This window comes from Devosia sp. (assembly GCF_048261455.1).
Lineage (GTDB): Bacteria > Pseudomonadota > Alphaproteobacteria > Rhizobiales > Devosiaceae > Devosia_A.
Genome location: NZ_JBLXGA010000002.1, coordinates 38,437 through 55,632, shown reverse-complemented (window position 1 = coordinate 55,632; position 17,196 = coordinate 38,437). Strand labels below are relative to the sequence as shown.

Here is a 17,196-nt window from a genome sequence, read left to right as displayed (position 1 = left end):
GGCTCTCCGATTCCAACCTTGCCCTCGGCAGCGTCACCGCGGTGAACGTGTGGAAGGGCATTCCTTTCTATACGCTGCTGCTGCTCGCCGGCCTCAAGGCCATCGATACCGAGCTCTATGAATCGGCTGAAGTCGACGGCGCCAATGCCGTGCAGCGTTTCCGCTACATCACCCTGCCGGGCATGCGCTACGTCATCCTGGTGGTGATGCTGCTCAGCTTCATTTCCACCTTCAACCAGTTCGGCCTCATCTTCCTGATGACCGGCGGCGGACCGAGCGGCGCGACGCGCCTTTACTCGATCCTCGCCTACGAAAAGGCGATTGGCTCGCTGCAGTATGGTCCCGGTAGTGCCATCGCACTGTCCGTTGCCCCGCTGATGGCCTTCCTGATCTACCTGCTCTCCAAATACATGCGGCACGACGAACGCTCGGCCGGCGTGGAAAAGAAGCGGTTCAGCCTGGGCATCGGCAAATTCTTCGGTGCCGCCTTCACCCTGCTGCTGGATATCTTCTTCTGGCCCTTCGACATGCTGAACCGCGGCATCGAACGGATCGGTTTCGCCGTGCGTCAGCGCATGACGGGCTCCGCCTCCAAACCGGTGTTCAACCCGCAGAACCGGGAGCGAATGGGCATCGGTATGCGCTTGCTGATCTTGTTCCCGATCATGGTGTTCGTCTTGTTCCCCTTCTACTGGGTGACGATCACCTCGTTCAAAACGACGGCGCAGATCAGCCAGCGTGAGTCGATCTTCTGGCCCAGTCCGGCAACCCTGAACCAGTATCAGGAACTGGTCTTCAACTCGCCGTTCCTTGTCTGGCTCGGCAATTCCCTGCTGGTCGCTGCGCTCAGCACGGCCATCTCGGTGGCCATCGCCGCCTTGTCGGCCTATGCCCTCACGCGTCTGAAGTTCCTCGGCGCCGGATTGCTGACCACGTCAATCCTCATCACCTATCTGTTGCCTGGAACGCTGATCTTCATTCCGCTCTACCAGACGCTCAGCGATCTCGGACTGATCAACAGCTATGGTGCCCTGCTGACCACCTACCCGACATTCCTGGTGCCATTCGCCACCTGGGTGCTGATCGGCTACTTCCGTTCCATCCCGGTGGAACTGGAGGAGGCGGCGATGATCGACGGGGCGAGCCGGCTCTATGCCTTCATCCGCATCACCCTGCCGCTCGCGGCACCGGCGCTGCTCTCGGTGGCTCTGTTCGCCTTCACCACCGCCTGGAACGAGTTCCTGTTCGCCTTCGTGTTCATCACGTCGGAATCGCTCAGGACGCTGCCGATCGGCCTGCAGTCGATGGTGGTGGGTGACATCCTGCCCTGGGGTGAGTTGATGGCGGCGTCGCTGCTGACCGCAATCCCGGTGGCCGTGCTCTACATGTACGCCCAGCGGTTCCTGGTCGGAGGCCTTACCGTCGGTGCGGTCAAGGGTTGATGGCAATCACGCCAACCGGGCGGGAGCAATCCCGCCCGGTGGCACTGGCTTACAATTCGACGGAGCCGGGCATTTCCTCATTGAGGACCTGCATCAGCGCGCGGATGTAGCCGAAGCAATACGAGAAGGCGACGGCATCGTCCGCCGCCCCGCTCAGATGCGGCACATGGTCGGGCATGACCATGTACTTGTAGCCGACCTCCGCCAGCACTTTCAGCGCACTCCACATGTCCATGTCGCCCTCGTCGGGGAAGGACTCCATGAAGCTGAGCTTCTTGCCCTTGATGTTACGGTAGTGGATGTTGAACAGCTTGCCCCGCTCGCCGAACCAGCGGATCGCATCGTTGATCTCGGCGCGTGGGTCATCCATCATCTCGCCGACCGAGCCGATGCAGAAGTTCAGTCCGTGATAGGGGCTCTCGCGCATCTGGACGAGCTTTTTAAGGCCCTCGACCGTCCCCAGCACCCGCGTCACGCCCATATAGCCGGGCGGCGTATAGGGGTCGTGCGGATGGCAGGCGAGGCGGATCTTGTTGCTCTCGGCGACGGGGATGACGCGCTCGAGGAAATAGTCGATCCGCTCCCAGTTCTCCTCCTCGCTGAGCTCCCCGATGGGGCCGGGTTTGGCCTGGTCCATCTTGTCCCAGCGGAAGGTCGAGTTGCGCGATCCGCCGCGGCCGGCCTCCGAGGTCGAGCGCGGAATGCCGATGATGTTGAGATTGTACTTGGCGGCGGGGATGCCGACTTCGGCCAGCATCTCGATCAGCCGGCAGATGGACTCGATCTGCTTGTCGCGGTCGGGGCCGGCACTCAGGATGTCCGGGCTCGACTGCCGGGTGATCAGCATGGATTCGAGCGGCAGCTGCACCATGTCGAGCACCAGCCCGCAGCGCTCCATCCGCTCCTTGTGGCGCTTCAGGTCGTCCAGCGTCCAATCGTGCGGGTTGCCCTCCGGGTCGGCGTTGACATGCGTGACACCGAGCTGCGCGAACTGACGGTATTCGTCGTCGGTCCGCACCCGGTTCTGTGTTCCGAGATACATCTATCTCCCCCTGGTGATTGTTCTTTTTATGATGTCGCCGCCGGCGGCCTTCGGCCGGACGGGTAGCCGCGCAGCAATCGACAGCTGACGGCGTCTCCAGCTTGGCGCGAATAACTATCGGGTGAAAGGCCCAAACATAAACATGGCTCAGTTTACGCCCAATCAGATGGCAACCGAGATCGGCAAAGGTTTGCTGTCCTTCCCCATCACCCACATGACTGCCGATCATCAGTTTGACGAGACTCCGTTCCGCGACCACCTGCAGTGGATTCTCGATGCCGGGCCGGCGGGCGTGTTTTCTGCCGGCGGTACGGGCGAGTTCTTCTCCCTCACCCCCGATGAGGTCGAAAAAGTAACTGCCGTCAGCGTCGAAGTGACCAATGGCAAGGTCCCGGTCATTTCCGGCGCGGGCTATGGCACCGCCATCGCCACCGATCTCGCCAAGCGCGCCGAACGCGCCGGTGCCGATGGCATCCTTCTGCTGCCGCCCTATCTGGTGAACGCCAGCCAGGAAGGCCTCATCGCCCATGTCGAGGCGGTCTGCAAATCCACCGGCCTCGGCGTCATCGTCTACAACCGCGACAACGCCATTCTCAACGCCGAGAGCGTCGCGCGGCTGTGCGAATCCTGTCCCAATCTGGTCGGCCTCAAGGATGGCGTCGGCGATATCGAGCTGATGGTGCGCACCGAAAGTCTTGTCGGTGACCGCCTCGTCTATGTCGGCGGCCTGCCGACGGCGGAAACCTTCGCGCTGCCCTATCTCACCATGGGCGTCACCACCTATTCCTCGGCGCTGTTCAACTTCATGCCGGTCTTCGCCCGCGGCTTTTACAATGCGGTTCGCGCCAACGACCTGCCCACCATCGCGGCGGGTCTGCGCGATTTCATCCTGCCCTACACTGCCATCCGCAACCGCGGCCGCGGCTATGCCGTGTCGATCGTCAAGGCCGGCGCCACCATCGTCGGGCGCCCCGGCGGCCCGGTCCGTCCGCCGCTGACCGAGCTCGACGAGAAGTCCTTTGCCGATCTCGCCGCGCTGGTCGAAAAGCACGGCGATGTCGCGCCGCGGGGCAACCAGTGAGCCTCTCCGCCGCACCCACCGTCACTGGGCTGCGCGTCGTCCCGGTGGCGGGCCATGATTCCATGTTGCTCAATCTAAGCGGTGCCCATGCCCCGCTGTTCACCCGCAATGTGGTCATCCTCACCGACAGCGCCGGCCACACCGGCCTCGGTGAGGTGCCGGGCGGCGAAGCCATCGCGAAAACCATCGCCGATGCCGAAGACCTGCTCACCGGCCAGCCGATTTCGTCCTATCGCAGCCTCCTGCGCGAGGTGGGCGAGGCCTTTGCCGCGCGCGATGCCAGCGGCCGGGGCGCCCAGACTTATGACGAGCGCGTCACCATTCACGCCGTCGCCGCGCTCGAATGCGCGCTGCTCGATCTCTTCGGCCAGTTCCTCGGCGTCCCCATGGCCGAACTGCTCGGGGACGGCCAGCAGCGCGATCGCGTCGAAATGCTCGGCTATCTGTTTTACGTCGGTGACCGCAGCAAAACCCCGCTCGGCTATCGCGAGCCGCCGACCGAGGGCGACGACTGGCTGCGCCTTCGCGACGAAAAAGCCCTCGACCCCGAGGCCATCGTTCGCCTCGCCGAAGCCGCCGAAGCCCGCTACGGCTTCCGCGATTTCAAGCTCAAGGGGGGCGTCTTCGCCGGCACCGACGAGGCCGAGGCCATTGTTGCCCTGGCCGAGCGCTTCCCCGAGGCCCGGCTCACCATCGACCCCAATGGCGCCTGGTCGCTCGCCGAAGCCATCGAGATCGGCAATGTGCTCAAGCCCATCCTCGCCTATGCCGAGGATCCATGCGGCGCCGAAGCAGGCTTTTCCGGCCGCGAGGTCATGGCCGAGTTCCGCCGTGCCACGGGACTAAAGACCGCCACCAACATGATCGCCACCGACTGGCGCCAATTGGGCCATGCCGCCGTCCTCGGCAGCGTCGACATCCCGCTCGCCGATCCGCATTTTTGGACGCCGCGCGGCTCGGTCGACGTGGCAAAGCTCTGCCACCGCTGGGGCCTCACCTGGGGCAGCCATTCCAACAACCATTTCGATATTTCGCTGGCGATGTTCACACAGGTCGGCGCCGCCGCCCCTGGAACCATCACCGCCCTCGATACCCACTGGATATGGCAGGACGGCGAAGGCCTCGCCGTCGATCCTCCGCTGATCGAAGATGGTCACGTCGCTGTCCCCGAGCGTCCGGGTCTCGGCGTCGAACTCGACGAGACGGCGCTGGAAGCGGCGCATCAGCGCTACCGCAGCCTCCCCGCCGGCGCCCGCAACGACGCCGCGGCCATGCAATACCTCATCGACGGCTGGCGCTTCGACCCCAAACGCCCCTGTATGGTGCGCTAGGCCCACCACACGCGGCCACGGCGCGCCTGAAACTTGCTCGCGGGTCGAGATCGCGCCACGCACCTTCTCCCCTCGTGGGAGAGAGTGCCCGAGGGCGGATGAGGGGCACGCCCCCAGTTCCCCCCACAACGCCCCACCACCCAATTCCGGAACGTCCCTCCACCCGAGGCGTTGGGTCTGTGACGAATGCAAAGGAGAATTCCAATGGCCAACGCATCGCACAACATGGGCTCTCACACCGGCGCGCAGCATGGCGCCAAGGGCGCGGGCAAAACCAAGCCAGGTGAGACGTTGGACGAGTTCGATCTCGCGTCCGATCTCATGGGCAACAATCAGCTTCAGGCCGACAACCAGGTCGATCACGTCAATGAGCGCAAGGCTCAGGCCGGCGCCACGGGCGAGACGGACGGCATCATCGAAAGCTTCGAAAAGCTCGACAAGGATGTCCGCGCCGAGCGCGACCTGGGCAAGGGCAACCGTTCCTCCAAGGAATAGCCGCCCGCTCCGACTGCCAGAAAGTGAAACGCCGGCCTCTGAGGCCGGCGTTTGCATGTTCAGTGCAGATGAAAAGCCTCACTCGAACCAGGTCGTCCCCGGATACTGGTGAGCCTTCGCCACCTCTTCGTTCAGTTCCAGCCCGATGCCCGGGCGGTCGCTCATCTTGATCCGGCCGTTCTCGATGATCTCGCCGCCATCGGTCACCGTGCGCCAATAGTCCAGCCGGCTGAACCAGTGGTACTCGAGCACGAGGAAGTTCGGCACCGTGGCGCACACATGCGCCGAGGCCATCGTTCCGATCGGCGACGACACATTGTGCGGCGCGAACGGGATGGAATAAACGTCCGCCATTTCCGCGATCTTGCGGCATTCGGAAAGCCCGCCGCACTTCGGAATGTCCGGCATGATGATGTCCAGCGCCTGCTTCTCGAAAACCTCGCGATAGCCGTGGCGCAGGTAGAGGTTCTCTCCGCCGCAGATCGGCACGCTGGTCGAGCGGGTGATCTCGGCCATGACGCCAACGTTCTCGGGCGGAATCGGCTCTTCCAGCCACATCAGCTGCAGGTGCTCGAGATCCTTGCACAGGCGTATCGCCGAATGCTTGTCGAGCCGTGTGTGCAGGTCGCAGGCGACGTCCACGTCCTTGCCGGCCGCTTTCACCACCATCTCGGCCAGCTGCACCATGCGGTCATGCTCCCACTTGTTGGGAGTCATGTTGAATGTGTCCTTCACATACCACTCGGTTTCCGTGCCGGTGTGGCCATAGGCGCGGATATCGAGGTCGACCTTCAGCGCGGTGAACCCGGCTTCGAGAACCGTGTCGATTTCGCGCTGCACTTCGTCCATGTTCATGCCGGGCGACACTTCGCAGTCGCAGTAGACGCGGATGTCGTCGCGGAACTTGCCGCCCATCAGCTCGTAGATCGGCACCTCGAGCGCCTTGCCCTTGAGGTCCCACAGCGCAATCTCGATGCCCGTCAGTGCAGTGATCAGCGCGCCCGCGAATCCGCCCTCGAACACCAGACTGCGGCGGATTTCCTCGAACATCGCATCGATGGCGAACGGGTCGCGGCCCACCAACCGGCGCTCGAGCTCCTTGATGATGGCGATGGCCTGATGCCCGCCATGCACGCACTCACCCAGCCCGGTCACCCCGGCGTCTGTTTCAATCTTCACCCATAGCTGCATGGTATGGCCGGTGCTGGCGGCCGTCTTAACCGACGTAATCTTCACTGCTGTCTCCTCCACGCGACACGCCGGATTGGATTCCGCTCTGGTGTCGCCTTACGTACCTCAACTTACCGCAAACCGGGTGCGGCGCAACGGTGCGCAAACGAAAAAGCCCGCCTTGGGGGCGGGCCTTTCGTCTAGTCTGAGCAGTTGTTTAGTTCTTGGCGTAGAACAGGTGCGAACCGATTGCGGCGACGCGGTGGAAGCTGCGCGACCAGCTCGGTTTCACTGCCGTCGTATGGTAAAACAGCACCGAATTCGGCACCACACCCGGCGTCTCGCCATCCTGGAACTCGTGGAAGGCCGTCTCGGCCATCTTCATCGAGCGGTTCCATGCGGCCCGCTCGGAGCCGAAATCGCTGCGCCCGTCACAGGCGAAGGTGAACTGGCAGCGGAACTTGCCCTTGTCGGCATTCTGGAACACCACGCCGCAGATCGTCGACGGGTAGCGTTTGTTCATCGCCCGGTTGATGATGACATTGGCAACTGCCAGCTGCCCCTCACGGCTCTCGCCACGGGCTTCATGATAGATCGCCTGGGCGAGACACAGCTTCTCGTCGTCGGCCAGCTTCACGCGCTTTTCGGTCGGCACGAAGTCTTTCGTCACATAGTCGCTCAGCACTTCGGCGTTCAGCGCCGGCTTGGCGGTGATGTCGACGCGCTCGATCGCGTCCAGTGCCTGGTTGCGTTGCCGGTCGATATAGCCCAGCAGCACTTCTTCGGTCAGTTCGGGCAGCGGTGCCGGGACATCGAAGCCGTCGAAGGCTTCGATCTTCTTCTGGCGCTCGGCATAGGCGGCTACCAGCGTCGACGTCAGCTTGGGCTGGGTGACGGCGTGGAATTCCTGGCGCTTCTCGACAATGCCTTCAGGCAATTCGATGGGAACCACGGGCGCAATTGCGAGTTCTTCAGCTGAAGCCGGATGAAAGGTGATCGCCAGCACGACGACTGCTGATGCGATTGCGAGGCCTCGCGCCAAAGCGCGACGCGTCCATCCCGAGTTCACTTCCCGCAATGTGCCTACCTTCCCCCGCGTCGCCCCCGAGGCAGCGCAGTTTCGTCAATACCGTCGCCCGGAAACTAGCCGAGCGCGGTGCCCGATGGAACCCAGTTTTTACAGTTACTTAACCATGAACGTTAGGGCATTAAAAACAGGTTAATAGCTCGCGCATTGGCAAGAAACCCCTTAAATTCAGGGGCTTCCGCCGCAGTAAACGAAGCCTTCGGGAAGTACGTAAAAGTTAATCGATTCGAATCGTTGCGCGTTTGCAACAGATATCGGGGCCGATTTCGCCCCCTGGACTCAGCCTGCCGTGAACGCGGCCTCGCGCAGATGGTGCAGGCTCTCGAGAACGTCGTGGCACAGCGCGATGATCTCTTCATTGGGATGAACGATGTCGGGCACCATGATCGTCTGCATCCCGGCCGCGACCGCCGCACGCACGCCTGTGTGCGAATCCTCGACCGCCAGGCACAGCTCCGGCGCGATGCCGAGTCGCCCCGCCGCCGTCAGGTAGGGTTCGGGGTGTGGCTTGGGGTTGATCACGTCGTCGCGGCTCACCACAGTGTCGAACCGGTCGAGGATGCCGGCACCACCCAGATGGCTGATCGCAGCGGCGGAGCGCGACGAGGTCGCCACCGCCATCGGGATCTTGCGCGCTTTCAGTTCGTCCAGCAGTTCGACCACACCGCTCTTCAGCGGTACGGCGATTTCCATGCGCGATTGCATCTTCGTGCGGCACATGTCGTCGAAGATCGCGTATGGAAAGCTCACGCCATAGGCTTCCGCCAGCACCTTGCTGGTATGCTCATGCGTATTGCCGATCATCGAATGATGCACGCTGTCGGTCATCTCGAACCCGAGTTCGGATGAGACGTCGAAAACGATGTCGCGAAACACTGCTTCGCTGTCGATCAGCGTGCCGTCCATGTCGAACACGGCGGCTGCAAACGGTCTTATCGGCTGGGAACGGGTAGGCACCATTCGGGCTGCTATAGGCCGCTTCGCCCCGCTTGACCAGATGGCCCGGCCAGATGACCGGTCACTTCGCGTCTCCGTCCCGCTTCAACCACGCCGATTGACCTGCTAGACACCACCGAATGAGCGAATTCGACCCATACGATATTCTCGGTGTCACCGCCGCCGCGACGCCTGCCATGGTCAAGACGGCCTACCGCCAGCGCGTCCAGGTGGCCCATCCCGATCGTGGCGGCGATCCCGACCAGTTCATGCTGATCGTGCGCGCCTTTGGCCTGCTGTCCGATCCCGATGCCCGCCGCCTTTACGATGAGACCGGCTGCATCGACGAGGATGGTGCGCGCAACTATCGGCGCGACGTCGCCAGCATTCTGGTCGACATGTTCGATGCGGCGGTCGAAACCGCCGTCGCCACCGGGCTCGATCTCACCAAGCTCGATTTCGTCGCCCAGATGACGGCGGCCGTCACGACCGGCCTCGGCGACGCGCGGGTCAAGCTCGCCCGGGCCGATCGTCAGATCGGCGAAATCCAGAGCCTCAGGGCCCGCATCAGGCGCGCCGACAGCGGCCCGAACCTCTTCGTCGAGCGCCTCGACGCGCAGATTGCCGCCCGCACCGAGCAGCACGCCACCATCCGGCGCCGCGTCGCCATGCTCGAAACCGCCCTCGTCGAACTGGGCAATTACCAGTCCGAAACCGAACTCATCACCGCGCTCGAAACCCGGCTCTGAACGCGTCCTGACGCGGCGCCAGGCCCAGCAGTTGCAGGGTCGCCGGGTCTTCCTGCCCGTCATAATACTTGGCCAAAACCTCACCGAACACCGCAGCGTCTGGCGCCGCCCGGCTGAACAGCGTCATCGAACTGCGCAGCTTCAGGTCATCCGGCGTGCCGAAGATGGCGTGTGCGCTGCGCCCCTCCACGGCAAGCACCATCTCGCTGCACGCCACGAGCCGCGGCCCCAGCACCGGGTGGCGCAGATAGGCCTCGGCTTCCTTCAGGTCCGCGATGCCGAAATGCTGCGCCGTCGGACTTCGGCCCAGCCCGCGCAACTGCGGAAAAATGAACCACATCCAGTGGCTGGTCTTCCTGCCAGCGCTGAGTTCAGCCTCGACCTGTGCATAGACCGGCGCCTGCGCCGCAACGAACCGCTCCAGCATGGCGCGCCTCCCCGTCGTTAACTTCGTGGTAACCCCTAGGCCGCTTCCCTGATCCGCGACTCGCGCCACCCGGACACACTGCCCCGGCGAGGCCGTGAAGGGGAGGGGAAGATCGCCAGATCGCAGCGCAACCGTCGCCGCCGCAAGCGATTGCCCGTCTGGGCTCCCGTTGGCCTGCTCCTGACCATGGTCGGGCTCGGCACCCTCTCGGCCGCGTCGCGCGCCCTAGAAGAACCCGGCAACCTCGTGCCAACATCGTCGCCTGCGGCCCATGCCGCCGCCTTCGCCAAATGCCGCAACGGCAGTCAGCTCACCTGCGTCGTCGATGGCGATACCTTCCGTCTCGACGGGCTGAAAATCCGCATCGCCGATATCGATACACCTGAAACCTATCGCGCCGGATGCGTGGCCGAACGGACGCTGGGAGATGCCGCGACCATCCGCATGACCCAATTGCTCAATGCCGGGCCCTTCACCATGCAGCGCGCCGATCGTGACGAAGACGTCTATGGCCGCAAGCTGCGTGTCGTCATGCGCGATGGCCAGTCGCTTGGGGAAATCCTGGTCGCCGAGGGTCTGGCGCGCCGCTGGGATGGCGCCCGCCACCCCTGGTGCTAGCCGGTCACAGCTCGCGCCGGTCCAGAACCCGTGCATTGTCGCGGAACGCCGTGGCCGCGCCGGCCATCCGCCCCACTTCATCCTTGCGGCCGACATAGGGAATTTCGGCATCCAGCCGGAAAGCGGCGATATCGGTCATCGCCGCGGTGATCCGCTGCAACGGCCGCACTACGCGCACGATGACCAGCCACACGGCACCCACCGCCAAGGCCAGGCCCAGCAACACGCCGGCCGCGCTGAGCGCCAGATTGCCCCGTGCCACCTCCGAGGCACGCGTCGTTTCGGTCTCCATCACGGCGCCGGCGACCTTTTGCATTTCCAAAATCGTGTCGATCGCGCGGGTCGACTCGTCGATCCAGGTCTGGGCGTCGATCGGGTAGGGCGCACCACCGATCCCCGCCGCATAGATCCGCTTGCGCAGCGCTTCGAACGACCCGAAGAACACCGCATCGACCCGCGCCGTCGCGTCGGCGATCTCGGTGTCGATGCCGGTGGTCTGGGCAAACAGCTTTACCTCGTGCCAGGCCTGCTCCAGCCGGCCGCGCAACCCGCTCAGCAATCGCAGCTTGCCGGCATCGAGCGGCGCACCCGAGGCAATGGCGCCGCCGATATGCGCGCGCTCCAGCCCCGAAAACTCGCTCATCGTCCACATTGACGATTTCACAGCATCGATGAGCGCGATGCGCGCCAGCGGATCGTCCGACTGGAAATCGGCCAGCTGTCGCACATCCTGCGAGCTGTGAATCAGCTGGGTCATCGCCTCCACCCAGCGCGCCGCCAGCATCGGCGGGCGCTGCGCCACCGGCACGTCGAGCGCTTCCTCGGTCTCGAGGCGCAGTTTGCGCGCCGTTTCGAACCGCTCGGTAAACAGCGTGATGGCGCTGCCAGACAGGTCGTTCATTGGCTGCGCCGCGATCCGCTCCAGCGCTTCGGTCATCGCCGCGTCGCCACTGGCCCGCAGTGCGGTCAGCCGGCCCGTCACATCCGGCGACGCCGGTTCGGGGGCGGCCAGCGCGGTATTGGTCAGCCCGCGCTCCAGCGCCCAGCTGCCGGCGCTGCTCAGCAGCAGGTCCGATGTCGTATTGCTGTAAACGATGCGCGCATGACCATTCGACTGATCCAGCGCATCCATCGCGTTCTGGATCGCCATGCCGATCACAACCAGCGATAAAACGCCAATTGTTACAATTAGGCTTGTTTTGATCGAGGGCGGAACGACTTGCATTGTTTATCTCGCCGAACTGATAGCCCGTACGCCATCAAGCGATATACTTACCCTTTACCCGGCCGCAGGCCAATGCCGATTTATTGCTAGGCTGGACGGTCCGCGCCAATTCGCCCCTTGCGGGCAAAAGCCCCGTGCCTGAGTATCTGCTCCGCAACGGAGAAAGTGACGATGGCGCAGCGGCAGGAAACGTCCGGCAATCGCCTGGACGATGCGGCGCGGGCCGGGTGGCTCTACTATGTCGCCGGCAACAATCAGGAGCAGATCGCCAGAAAACTCGGCGTCTCGCGCCAGACGGCGCAGCGCCTGGTCTCGCTCAGCGTCAGCGAGGGGCTGGTCAAGGTGCGGCTGGATCACCCCATCGGCCGCTGCATGGAATTGGCCGAGGCCCTCAGCAGGCGTTTCGCTCTCGATCTGTGTGAGGTCGTTCCCTCCGATCCCGGCTCCGACTCCACCATTCTGGGCGTTGCCCAGGCCGCGGCCGCCGAAATCGAGCGCCGCCTGCGCGCCCCCGAGCCCATGGTCATGGCCATCGGCACCGGCCGCACCCTCAAGGCGGCCATCGAGCAATTGCCGCCCATGGATTGCCCGCAGCACAAGGTCGTCTCGCTCACCGGCAACATCGCCCCCGATGGCTCGGCCGCCTTTTACAACGTCATCTTCAACATCGCCGACGCCGTGAAGGCGCGCAGTTTCCCAATGCCGCTGCCGGTCATCGCGTCGTCCGCCGCCGAGCGCGAGGCGCTGCATCGCCAGCCGATGATTCGCGACACCATGGCCCTCGCCGCCCGCGCCGACATCACCTTCCTCGGCATCGGCGATCTCGGGCCCCAGGCGCCGCTGTTTCTCGATGGCTTCATTTCCGAGCCCGAACTCAAGGCGCTGCAGAAGGCCGGCGCCGTCGGCGAGATCGTCGGCTGGACCTTCGATGCGCAGGGCAAACTGATCGACGGGCTGACAAATGATCGGGTCGCGTCGGCCCCGCTGCCGTCGCGCGAAACCTCGCTTGTTGTGGCACTCGCCATGGGCGAGAAAAAATTGCCCGCCATCCAGGCCGCACTTAATCGCAGGCTTGTGAACGGTTTGCTCACAGACGAGCGCACTGCGGAAGCACTGCTATCCGCCTGATTTAGCGCAAAAATCCCTAAAAGTCGTACAATTCAGCACAGCGCTGGCGTCGCGCTGCGCGCATGCCTGCCATGCAAATGGCTTGACTTCGTCAGCTGCATGGTGAGTAATTGCCCAAGCCAAGGATAAATGCTCGACTTGGTATTGGGAGGATACATATGAGACTGCTACCGGCCATTGCGGCCTTTTTGCTCGCCGGCGCGGCCACCAGCGCCATCGCCCAGACCACCACGCTGACCATCGCCACCGTGAACAATGGTGACATGGTGCGCATGCAGGGTCTCACCGACGATTTCACCGAAAAGAACCCCGATATCGAACTGCAGTGGGTCACGCTCGAGGAAAACATTCTGCGCGAGCGCGTCACCACCGACATCGCCACCAAGGGCGGCCAGTTCGACGTCATGACCATCGGCACCTATGAGGTTCCGATCTGGGCCGGCCAGGATTGGCTGCTGCCGCTCGACAATCTCGGCGACGACTATGATGTCGAAGATCTGCTGCCCGCCATCCGCGGTGGCCTGACGGTCGACGGCAAGCTCTACGCCGCCCCGTTCTACGGTGAATCCAGCTTCATCATGTACCGCAAGGATCTGATGGAAAAGGCCGGGCTCGAAATGCCCGACGCCCCCACCTGGGACTTCATCGCCGAAGCGGCGCGGGCCATGACCGACCGCGACAACGACATCAACGGCATCTGCCTGCGCGGCAAAGCCGGCTGGGGCGAGAACATGGCGTTCCTGACGGCCATGTCGAATTCCTTCGGCGCCCGCTGGTTCGACGAGGACTGGAATCCCCAGTTCGACTCTGACGCCTGGAAGAACACGCTGCAGTTCTACGTCGACCTGATGAACGATGCCGGCCCGGCCGGTGCCTCGTCCAACGGCTTCAACGAGAACCTGACACTGTTCCAGCAGGGCAAGTGCGGCATGTGGATCGATGCCACGGTTGCGGCGTCCTTCGTCACCAACCCCGATGAATCCCAGGTCGCCGATCAGGTCGGCTATGCGCTCGCCCCCGATACCGGTCTCGGCAAGCGTGGCAACTGGCTCTGGGCCTGGTCGCTGGCGGTCCCCGCAGGGTCGCAGAAGGCCGATGCGGCGCAGAAGTTCATCGCCTGGGCAACCAGCAAGGACTATCTCGAACTCGTCGCCGAAAACGAAGGCTGGGCCAACGTCCCGCCGGGCACCCGCACCTCGCTGTACGAGAACCCGGAATACACGGAAGCTGCGCCCTTCGCCGAAATGACGCTCGAAGCCATCAACTCGGCCGACCCGAACAACCCCACGGTTGATCCGGTCCCCTATGTCGGCGTGCAGTTCGTCGCCATCCCCGAGTTCGCCGGTCTCGGCACCACGGTGGGTCAGATCTTCTCGGCTGCGCTCGCCGGCCAGACCAGCGTCGATGACGCCCTGTCCCAGGCACAGGATGCCGCCACCCGCGAAATGCGCCGCGGCGGCTACATGTAAGACCCGACGTCCGGGGCCGCCTGTCCTCAACCGGCCCCGACGTGCTCAGTCCCCGCGCCGCTCACTCCTCCTGGGCGCGGGGGCGCCCCATCACCGGACCGCCCCTTAAAGCACCGATCGTCCGGCCCACCGTTCATTTCGTGATACTGCAACGCGGGAGACGCTCCGATGGCAACCAGGCAGACGCGCACCCTTGCGCGCATCATGATCGCCCCGTCGGTGGTGGTGCTGCTGATCTGGATGGTGATCCCGCTCGGCCTGACCCTGTGGTTCTCGTTTCAGAACTACAACATCCTGCGTCCTGAGCGCCAAAGCTTCGCCGGCTGGGACAACTTCATCTATGTCTATACCGATCCGGCTTTCTGGCAGTCGATCTCCAACACCCTGACCATCGTCGTCGGCGTCCTTGCCATCACCGTGATCATCGGCACCTTGCTGGCTCTGCTGCTCGATCAGCCGATCTGGGGGCAGGGGATCGTCCGCATCCTCGTCATCTCCCCATTCTTCGTCATGCCGCCCGTGGCCGCTGTGCTGTGGAAGCACATGATCATGAACCCGACCTGGGGCGTCTTTGCCGAAATCTCGCGCGGCCTCGGCCTGCAACCGGTCGATTGGTTCGCCCAGTTTCCGCTGTTCTCGATCATTCTCATCGTCGCCTGGCAATGGCTGCCGTTTGCGACCCTCATCCTGCTGACCGCGCTGCAATCGCTCAGCGAGGAGCAGAAGGAAGCCGCCGAAATGGATGGCGCCAACTTCCTCAACCGCTTCATCTACATAATCCTTCCGCACATGGCCCGGGCCATCACCGTGGTGATCCTGATCCAGACCATCTATCTGCTCGGCGTCTATGCGGAGATCCTCGTCACCACCGGCGGTGGCCCGGGCTATGCCTCCACCAACCTGCCGTTCCTCATCTATCGCATCGGCGTCCTCAACTCCGATGTCGGCGGCGGTGCTGCAGGCGGTGTCATCGCGGTCGTCCTCGCCAACATCGTCGCCATCTTCCTGATGCGTGCCGTGGGGAAGAACCTCGATGCGTGAGCTTGAGCACTTGGCACCACACACCGAACCCCAAGAGCCTCATCCTGAGCGTGTCGAAGGAGAGGCGGGCACACCGCGCCATAACCAGAAGGGAGCCCGCTGATGGCCCGCGCCGTATCCACTCGCCGCCGTATCGTCATGACCACGCTGGCCTGGCTCGTCGCGCTGGTGCTCTTCTTCCCCATTCTTTACGCCATCATCACCTCGCTGAAGACCGAGGGCGAGGCGGCGGCGGGCTTCAGCCTCATTCCCAGCTTCACCATCGAGAGCTATTTCGATGTTCAGGCGCAGCGCGACTATTTCAAGCCGTTCTTCAACTCGGTGATCATCTCGCTCGGCTCGACCGTCATCGCCCTGTTGATCGGCATTCCGGCGGCCTGGGCCATGGCCTTCACGCCCACGCCGCGCACCAAAGACGTGCTGATGTGGATGCTCTCCACCAAGATGATGCCGGCCGCCGGCATCATGGTGCCGATGTATCTGATCTTTTTGTGGCTCGGCCTGCTCGATACGCTCTTCGGCCTCACCGCTATCCTGACGCTCATCAACCTGCCGATCGTCATCTGGATGCTCTACACCTACTTCAAGGAAATCCCGGTCGATATCCTCGAAGCCGCCCGCATGGATGGCGCCACGCTCCCCAAGGAGCTGATCTACATCCTCGTGCCCATGGCCGTTCCCGGCATCGCCTCGACCCTGCTGCTCAACGTCATTCTCGCCTGGAACGAGGCCTTCTGGACCATTCGTCTGTCGGCCGCCAATGCCGGGCCGCTCACCGCGTTCATCGCATCCTTTTCGTCGCCGCAGGGCCAGTTCCTGGCCAAGCTGTCGGCGGCTTCAACTCTCGCCATCGCGCCGATCCTGCTGCTCGGCTGGTTCAGCCAGAAACAGCTCGTCCGCGGTCTCACCTTCGGCGCCGTGAAATAGGGGTCACGCAAGATGGGTTCGATCACTCTCGACCACGTCAACAAGTCCTTCGGCAGCCATGCCGTCATCCCGGATGCAAGCCTGGAGATCGAGGATGGCAGCTTCGTCGTCTTCGTTGGCCCCTCGGGCTGCGGCAAGTCCACGCTGCTGCGGCTGATCGCCGGGCTCGAGGATACGACCTCGGGCGCCATCAAGCTCGACGGGCTCGACGTCACCGATAAGGGCCCGGCCCATCGCGGCCTCGCCATGGTGTTTCAGTCCTACGCGCTTTATCCGCATATGACGGTGCGCCAGAACATCGCCTTCCCGCTCAAGATGGCGGGCATGGAAAAGGAGGCACAGGACAAAAAGATCGCCGAGGCGGCGCGCGTCCTCAATCTCGGTGACTATCTTGATCGCAAGCCCCGCGCGCTCTCCGGTGGGCAGCGCCAGCGCGTCGCCATCGGCCGCGCCATCGTGCGCGAGCCCAAGGCGTTCCTCTTCGATGAGCCGCTGTCCAATCTCGATGCGGCGCTGCGCGTCAACATGCGCATCGAGATCACCGAACTGCACCAGCAGCTCAAGACCACCATGGTCTATGTCACCCACGATCAGGTCGAGGCCATGACCATGGCCGACAAGATCGTCGTGCTCAATGCCGGCCGCATCGAGCAATACGGCACCCCGATGGAGCTTTATCGCACGCCGGCGAATATCTTCGTCGCCGGCTTCATCGGCTCGCCGCGCATGAATTTCGTCACCGGCAAGGATGCCGAGAAATTCGGCGCCGCCACCATCGGCGTGCGCCCCGAGCATCTCACGCTCGCCAGCGGCGAAGGCATGTGGAAGGGCACGGTCGGCGTCGCCGAACATCTCGGCTCCGACACCTTCCTGCACGTCCATGTCGATGGCATCGGCCAGCTCACCGTGCGGGCCGGCGGCGAACATGCGCTCTCGCATGGCGATACCGTCTGGCTTTCGCCCGACCCCACCCGTATCTACCGCTTCGACAAGGACGGTCTGGCCCTGCCAGGCGCCTGACGAGGAAC

At 63.6% G+C, this 17,196-nt stretch carries 17 protein-coding genes; 11 read left to right on the top strand and 6 right to left on the bottom strand.

What is annotated here, in order from left to right; all coding sequences use genetic code 11:
- On the top strand, nt 1-1,442 hold a 1,442-nt coding region (locus tag ACN0TK_RS02285), incomplete at its 5' end, for an ABC transporter permease subunit (RefSeq protein WP_417307821.1).
- Nucleotides 1,443-1,491: 49 nt separating this feature from the next.
- Here the strand turns inward: ACN0TK_RS02285 and ACN0TK_RS02280 are convergent.
- The gene (locus ACN0TK_RS02280; RefSeq protein ID WP_417307820.1) at nt 1,492-2,484 is read right to left on the bottom strand and encodes a mannonate dehydratase; all 993 of its coding nucleotides are present in this window, start codon (nt 2,482-2,484) and stop codon (nt 1,492-1,494) included.
- Nucleotides 2,485-2,626: 142 nt separating this feature from the next.
- Between ACN0TK_RS02280 and kdgD the strand changes: the two genes are divergently transcribed.
- From kdgD to ACN0TK_RS02265, 3 genes are all read left to right on the top strand, one after another.
- Nucleotides 2,627-3,565: a 5-dehydro-4-deoxyglucarate dehydratase gene (gene kdgD, locus ACN0TK_RS02275; RefSeq protein WP_417307819.1), complete on the top strand. Its 939-nt coding sequence runs from the start codon at nt 2,627-2,629 to the stop codon at nt 3,563-3,565.
- Nucleotides 3,562-4,896 (top strand): enolase C-terminal domain-like protein, encoded by a 1,335-nt coding sequence (locus ACN0TK_RS02270; RefSeq protein WP_417307818.1) that lies wholly within the window; start codon nt 3,562-3,564, stop codon nt 4,894-4,896. The genes kdgD and ACN0TK_RS02270 overlap by 4 nt, the downstream gene beginning before the upstream one ends.
- A 204-nt stretch (nt 4,897-5,100) precedes the next feature.
- Nucleotides 5,101-5,391, top strand: coding sequence for a hypothetical protein (locus ACN0TK_RS02265; protein ID WP_417307817.1), 291 nt, complete (start codon nt 5,101-5,103; stop codon nt 5,389-5,391).
- A 78-nt stretch (nt 5,392-5,469) separates the two neighbouring features.
- Here the strand turns inward: ACN0TK_RS02265 and ACN0TK_RS02260 are convergent, their stop codons facing one another.
- From ACN0TK_RS02260 to ACN0TK_RS02250, 3 genes are all read right to left on the bottom strand, one after another.
- Nucleotides 5,470-6,627, bottom strand: coding sequence for a mandelate racemase/muconate lactonizing enzyme family protein (locus ACN0TK_RS02260; protein WP_417307816.1), 1,158 nt, complete (start codon nt 6,625-6,627; stop codon nt 5,470-5,472).
- A gap of 151 nt (nt 6,628-6,778) precedes the next feature.
- Nucleotides 6,779-7,567 (bottom strand): cell wall hydrolase, encoded by a 789-nt coding sequence (locus ACN0TK_RS02255; protein WP_417307815.1) that lies wholly within the window; start codon nt 7,565-7,567, stop codon nt 6,779-6,781.
- Nucleotides 7,568-7,927: 360 nt separating this feature from the next.
- Nucleotides 7,928-8,608, bottom strand: a complete 681-nt coding sequence (locus tag ACN0TK_RS02250; RefSeq protein ID WP_417307814.1) for an HAD family hydrolase — start codon at nt 8,606-8,608, stop codon at nt 7,928-7,930.
- 116 nt (nt 8,609-8,724) lie between these two features.
- Here ACN0TK_RS02250 and ACN0TK_RS02245 point away from each other — a divergent pair, with 116 nt between their 5' ends.
- Nucleotides 8,725-9,333, top strand: coding sequence for a DnaJ domain-containing protein (locus ACN0TK_RS02245; RefSeq protein WP_417307813.1), 609 nt, complete (start codon nt 8,725-8,727; stop codon nt 9,331-9,333).
- Here the strand turns inward: ACN0TK_RS02245 and ACN0TK_RS02240 are convergent.
- Complete coding sequence (locus ACN0TK_RS02240; RefSeq protein ID WP_417307812.1) at nt 9,308-9,760, bottom strand: DUF1810 domain-containing protein; 453 nt, start codon at nt 9,758-9,760, stop codon at nt 9,308-9,310. The genes ACN0TK_RS02245 and ACN0TK_RS02240 overlap by 26 nt on opposite strands.
- Nucleotides 9,761-9,910: 150 nt before the next feature.
- Between ACN0TK_RS02240 and ACN0TK_RS02235 the strand changes: the two genes are divergently transcribed.
- Nucleotides 9,911-10,378 carry a thermonuclease family protein gene (locus tag ACN0TK_RS02235; RefSeq protein WP_417307811.1) on the top strand — a complete coding sequence of 156 codons (468 nt, stop codon included), beginning with the start codon at nt 9,911-9,913 and terminating at the stop codon, nt 10,376-10,378.
- 4 nt (nt 10,379-10,382) lie between these two features.
- Here ACN0TK_RS02235 and ACN0TK_RS02230 read toward each other — a convergent pair whose 3' ends face one another.
- Entirely contained in the window at nt 10,383-11,528 is a 1,146-nt protein-coding gene (locus tag ACN0TK_RS02230; RefSeq protein WP_417307810.1) for a HAMP domain-containing protein, read from the bottom strand.
- Nucleotides 11,529-11,774: 246 nt separating this feature from the next.
- Between ACN0TK_RS02230 and ACN0TK_RS02225 the strand changes: the two genes are divergently transcribed.
- The 5 genes from ACN0TK_RS02225 to ACN0TK_RS02205 all read left to right on the top strand — a co-directional run bounded on the left by ACN0TK_RS02225 (nt 11,775) and on the right by ACN0TK_RS02205 (nt 17,188).
- Nucleotides 11,775-12,731, top strand: a complete 957-nt coding sequence (locus ACN0TK_RS02225; protein ID WP_417307809.1) for a sugar-binding transcriptional regulator — start codon at nt 11,775-11,777, stop codon at nt 12,729-12,731.
- Nucleotides 12,732-12,889: 158 nt separating this feature from the next.
- The gene (locus ACN0TK_RS02220) at nt 12,890-14,200 is read left to right on the top strand and encodes an ABC transporter substrate-binding protein (RefSeq protein WP_417307808.1); all 1,311 of its coding nucleotides are present in this window, start codon (nt 12,890-12,892) and stop codon (nt 14,198-14,200) included.
- A gap of 168 nt (nt 14,201-14,368) precedes the next feature.
- The gene (locus ACN0TK_RS02215) at nt 14,369-15,241 is read left to right on the top strand and encodes a carbohydrate ABC transporter permease (RefSeq protein WP_417307807.1); all 873 of its coding nucleotides are present in this window, start codon (nt 14,369-14,371) and stop codon (nt 15,239-15,241) included.
- Nucleotides 15,242-15,343: 102 nt separating this feature from the next.
- Entirely contained in the window at nt 15,344-16,168 is an 825-nt protein-coding gene (locus tag ACN0TK_RS02210) for a carbohydrate ABC transporter permease (RefSeq protein ID WP_417307806.1), read from the top strand.
- Between the two features lie 12 nt (nt 16,169-16,180).
- Nucleotides 16,181-17,188, top strand: coding sequence for an ABC transporter ATP-binding protein (locus tag ACN0TK_RS02205; protein WP_417307805.1), 1,008 nt, complete (start codon nt 16,181-16,183; stop codon nt 17,186-17,188).
- Nucleotides 17,189-17,196: the final 8 nt, after the last annotated feature.

Bases quoted from the DNA above. Each gene is read 5' to 3' on its own strand.
- ACN0TK_RS02280 (WP_417307820.1), bottom strand. From the start codon at position 2,484: ATGTATCTCGGAACACAGAACCGGGTGCGGACCGACGACGAATACCGT.
- kdgD (WP_417307819.1), top strand. From the start codon at position 2,627: ATGGCTCAGTTTACGCCCAATCAGATGGCAACCGAGATCGGCAAAGGT.
- ACN0TK_RS02265 (WP_417307817.1), top strand. From the start codon at position 5,101: ATGGCCAACGCATCGCACAACATGGGCTCTCACACCGGCGCGCAGCAT.
- ACN0TK_RS02250 (WP_417307814.1), bottom strand. From the start codon at position 8,608: ATGGTGCCTACCCGTTCCCAGCCGATAAGACCGTTTGCAGCCGCCGTG.
- ACN0TK_RS02245 (WP_417307813.1), top strand. From the start codon at position 8,725: ATGAGCGAATTCGACCCATACGATATTCTCGGTGTCACCGCCGCCGCG.
- ACN0TK_RS02240 (WP_417307812.1), bottom strand. From the start codon at position 9,760: ATGCTGGAGCGGTTCGTTGCGGCGCAGGCGCCGGTCTATGCACAGGTC.
- ACN0TK_RS02230 (WP_417307810.1), bottom strand. From the start codon at position 11,528: ATGGCGATCCAGAACGCGATGGATGCGCTGGATCAGTCGAATGGTCAT.
- ACN0TK_RS02225 (WP_417307809.1), top strand. From the start codon at position 11,775: ATGGCGCAGCGGCAGGAAACGTCCGGCAATCGCCTGGACGATGCGGCG.
- ACN0TK_RS02220 (WP_417307808.1), top strand. From the start codon at position 12,890: ATGAGACTGCTACCGGCCATTGCGGCCTTTTTGCTCGCCGGCGCGGCC.
- ACN0TK_RS02215 (WP_417307807.1), top strand. From the start codon at position 14,369: ATGGCAACCAGGCAGACGCGCACCCTTGCGCGCATCATGATCGCCCCG.
- ACN0TK_RS02210 (WP_417307806.1), top strand. From the start codon at position 15,344: ATGGCCCGCGCCGTATCCACTCGCCGCCGTATCGTCATGACCACGCTG.
- ACN0TK_RS02205 (WP_417307805.1), top strand. From the start codon at position 16,181: ATGGGTTCGATCACTCTCGACCACGTCAACAAGTCCTTCGGCAGCCAT.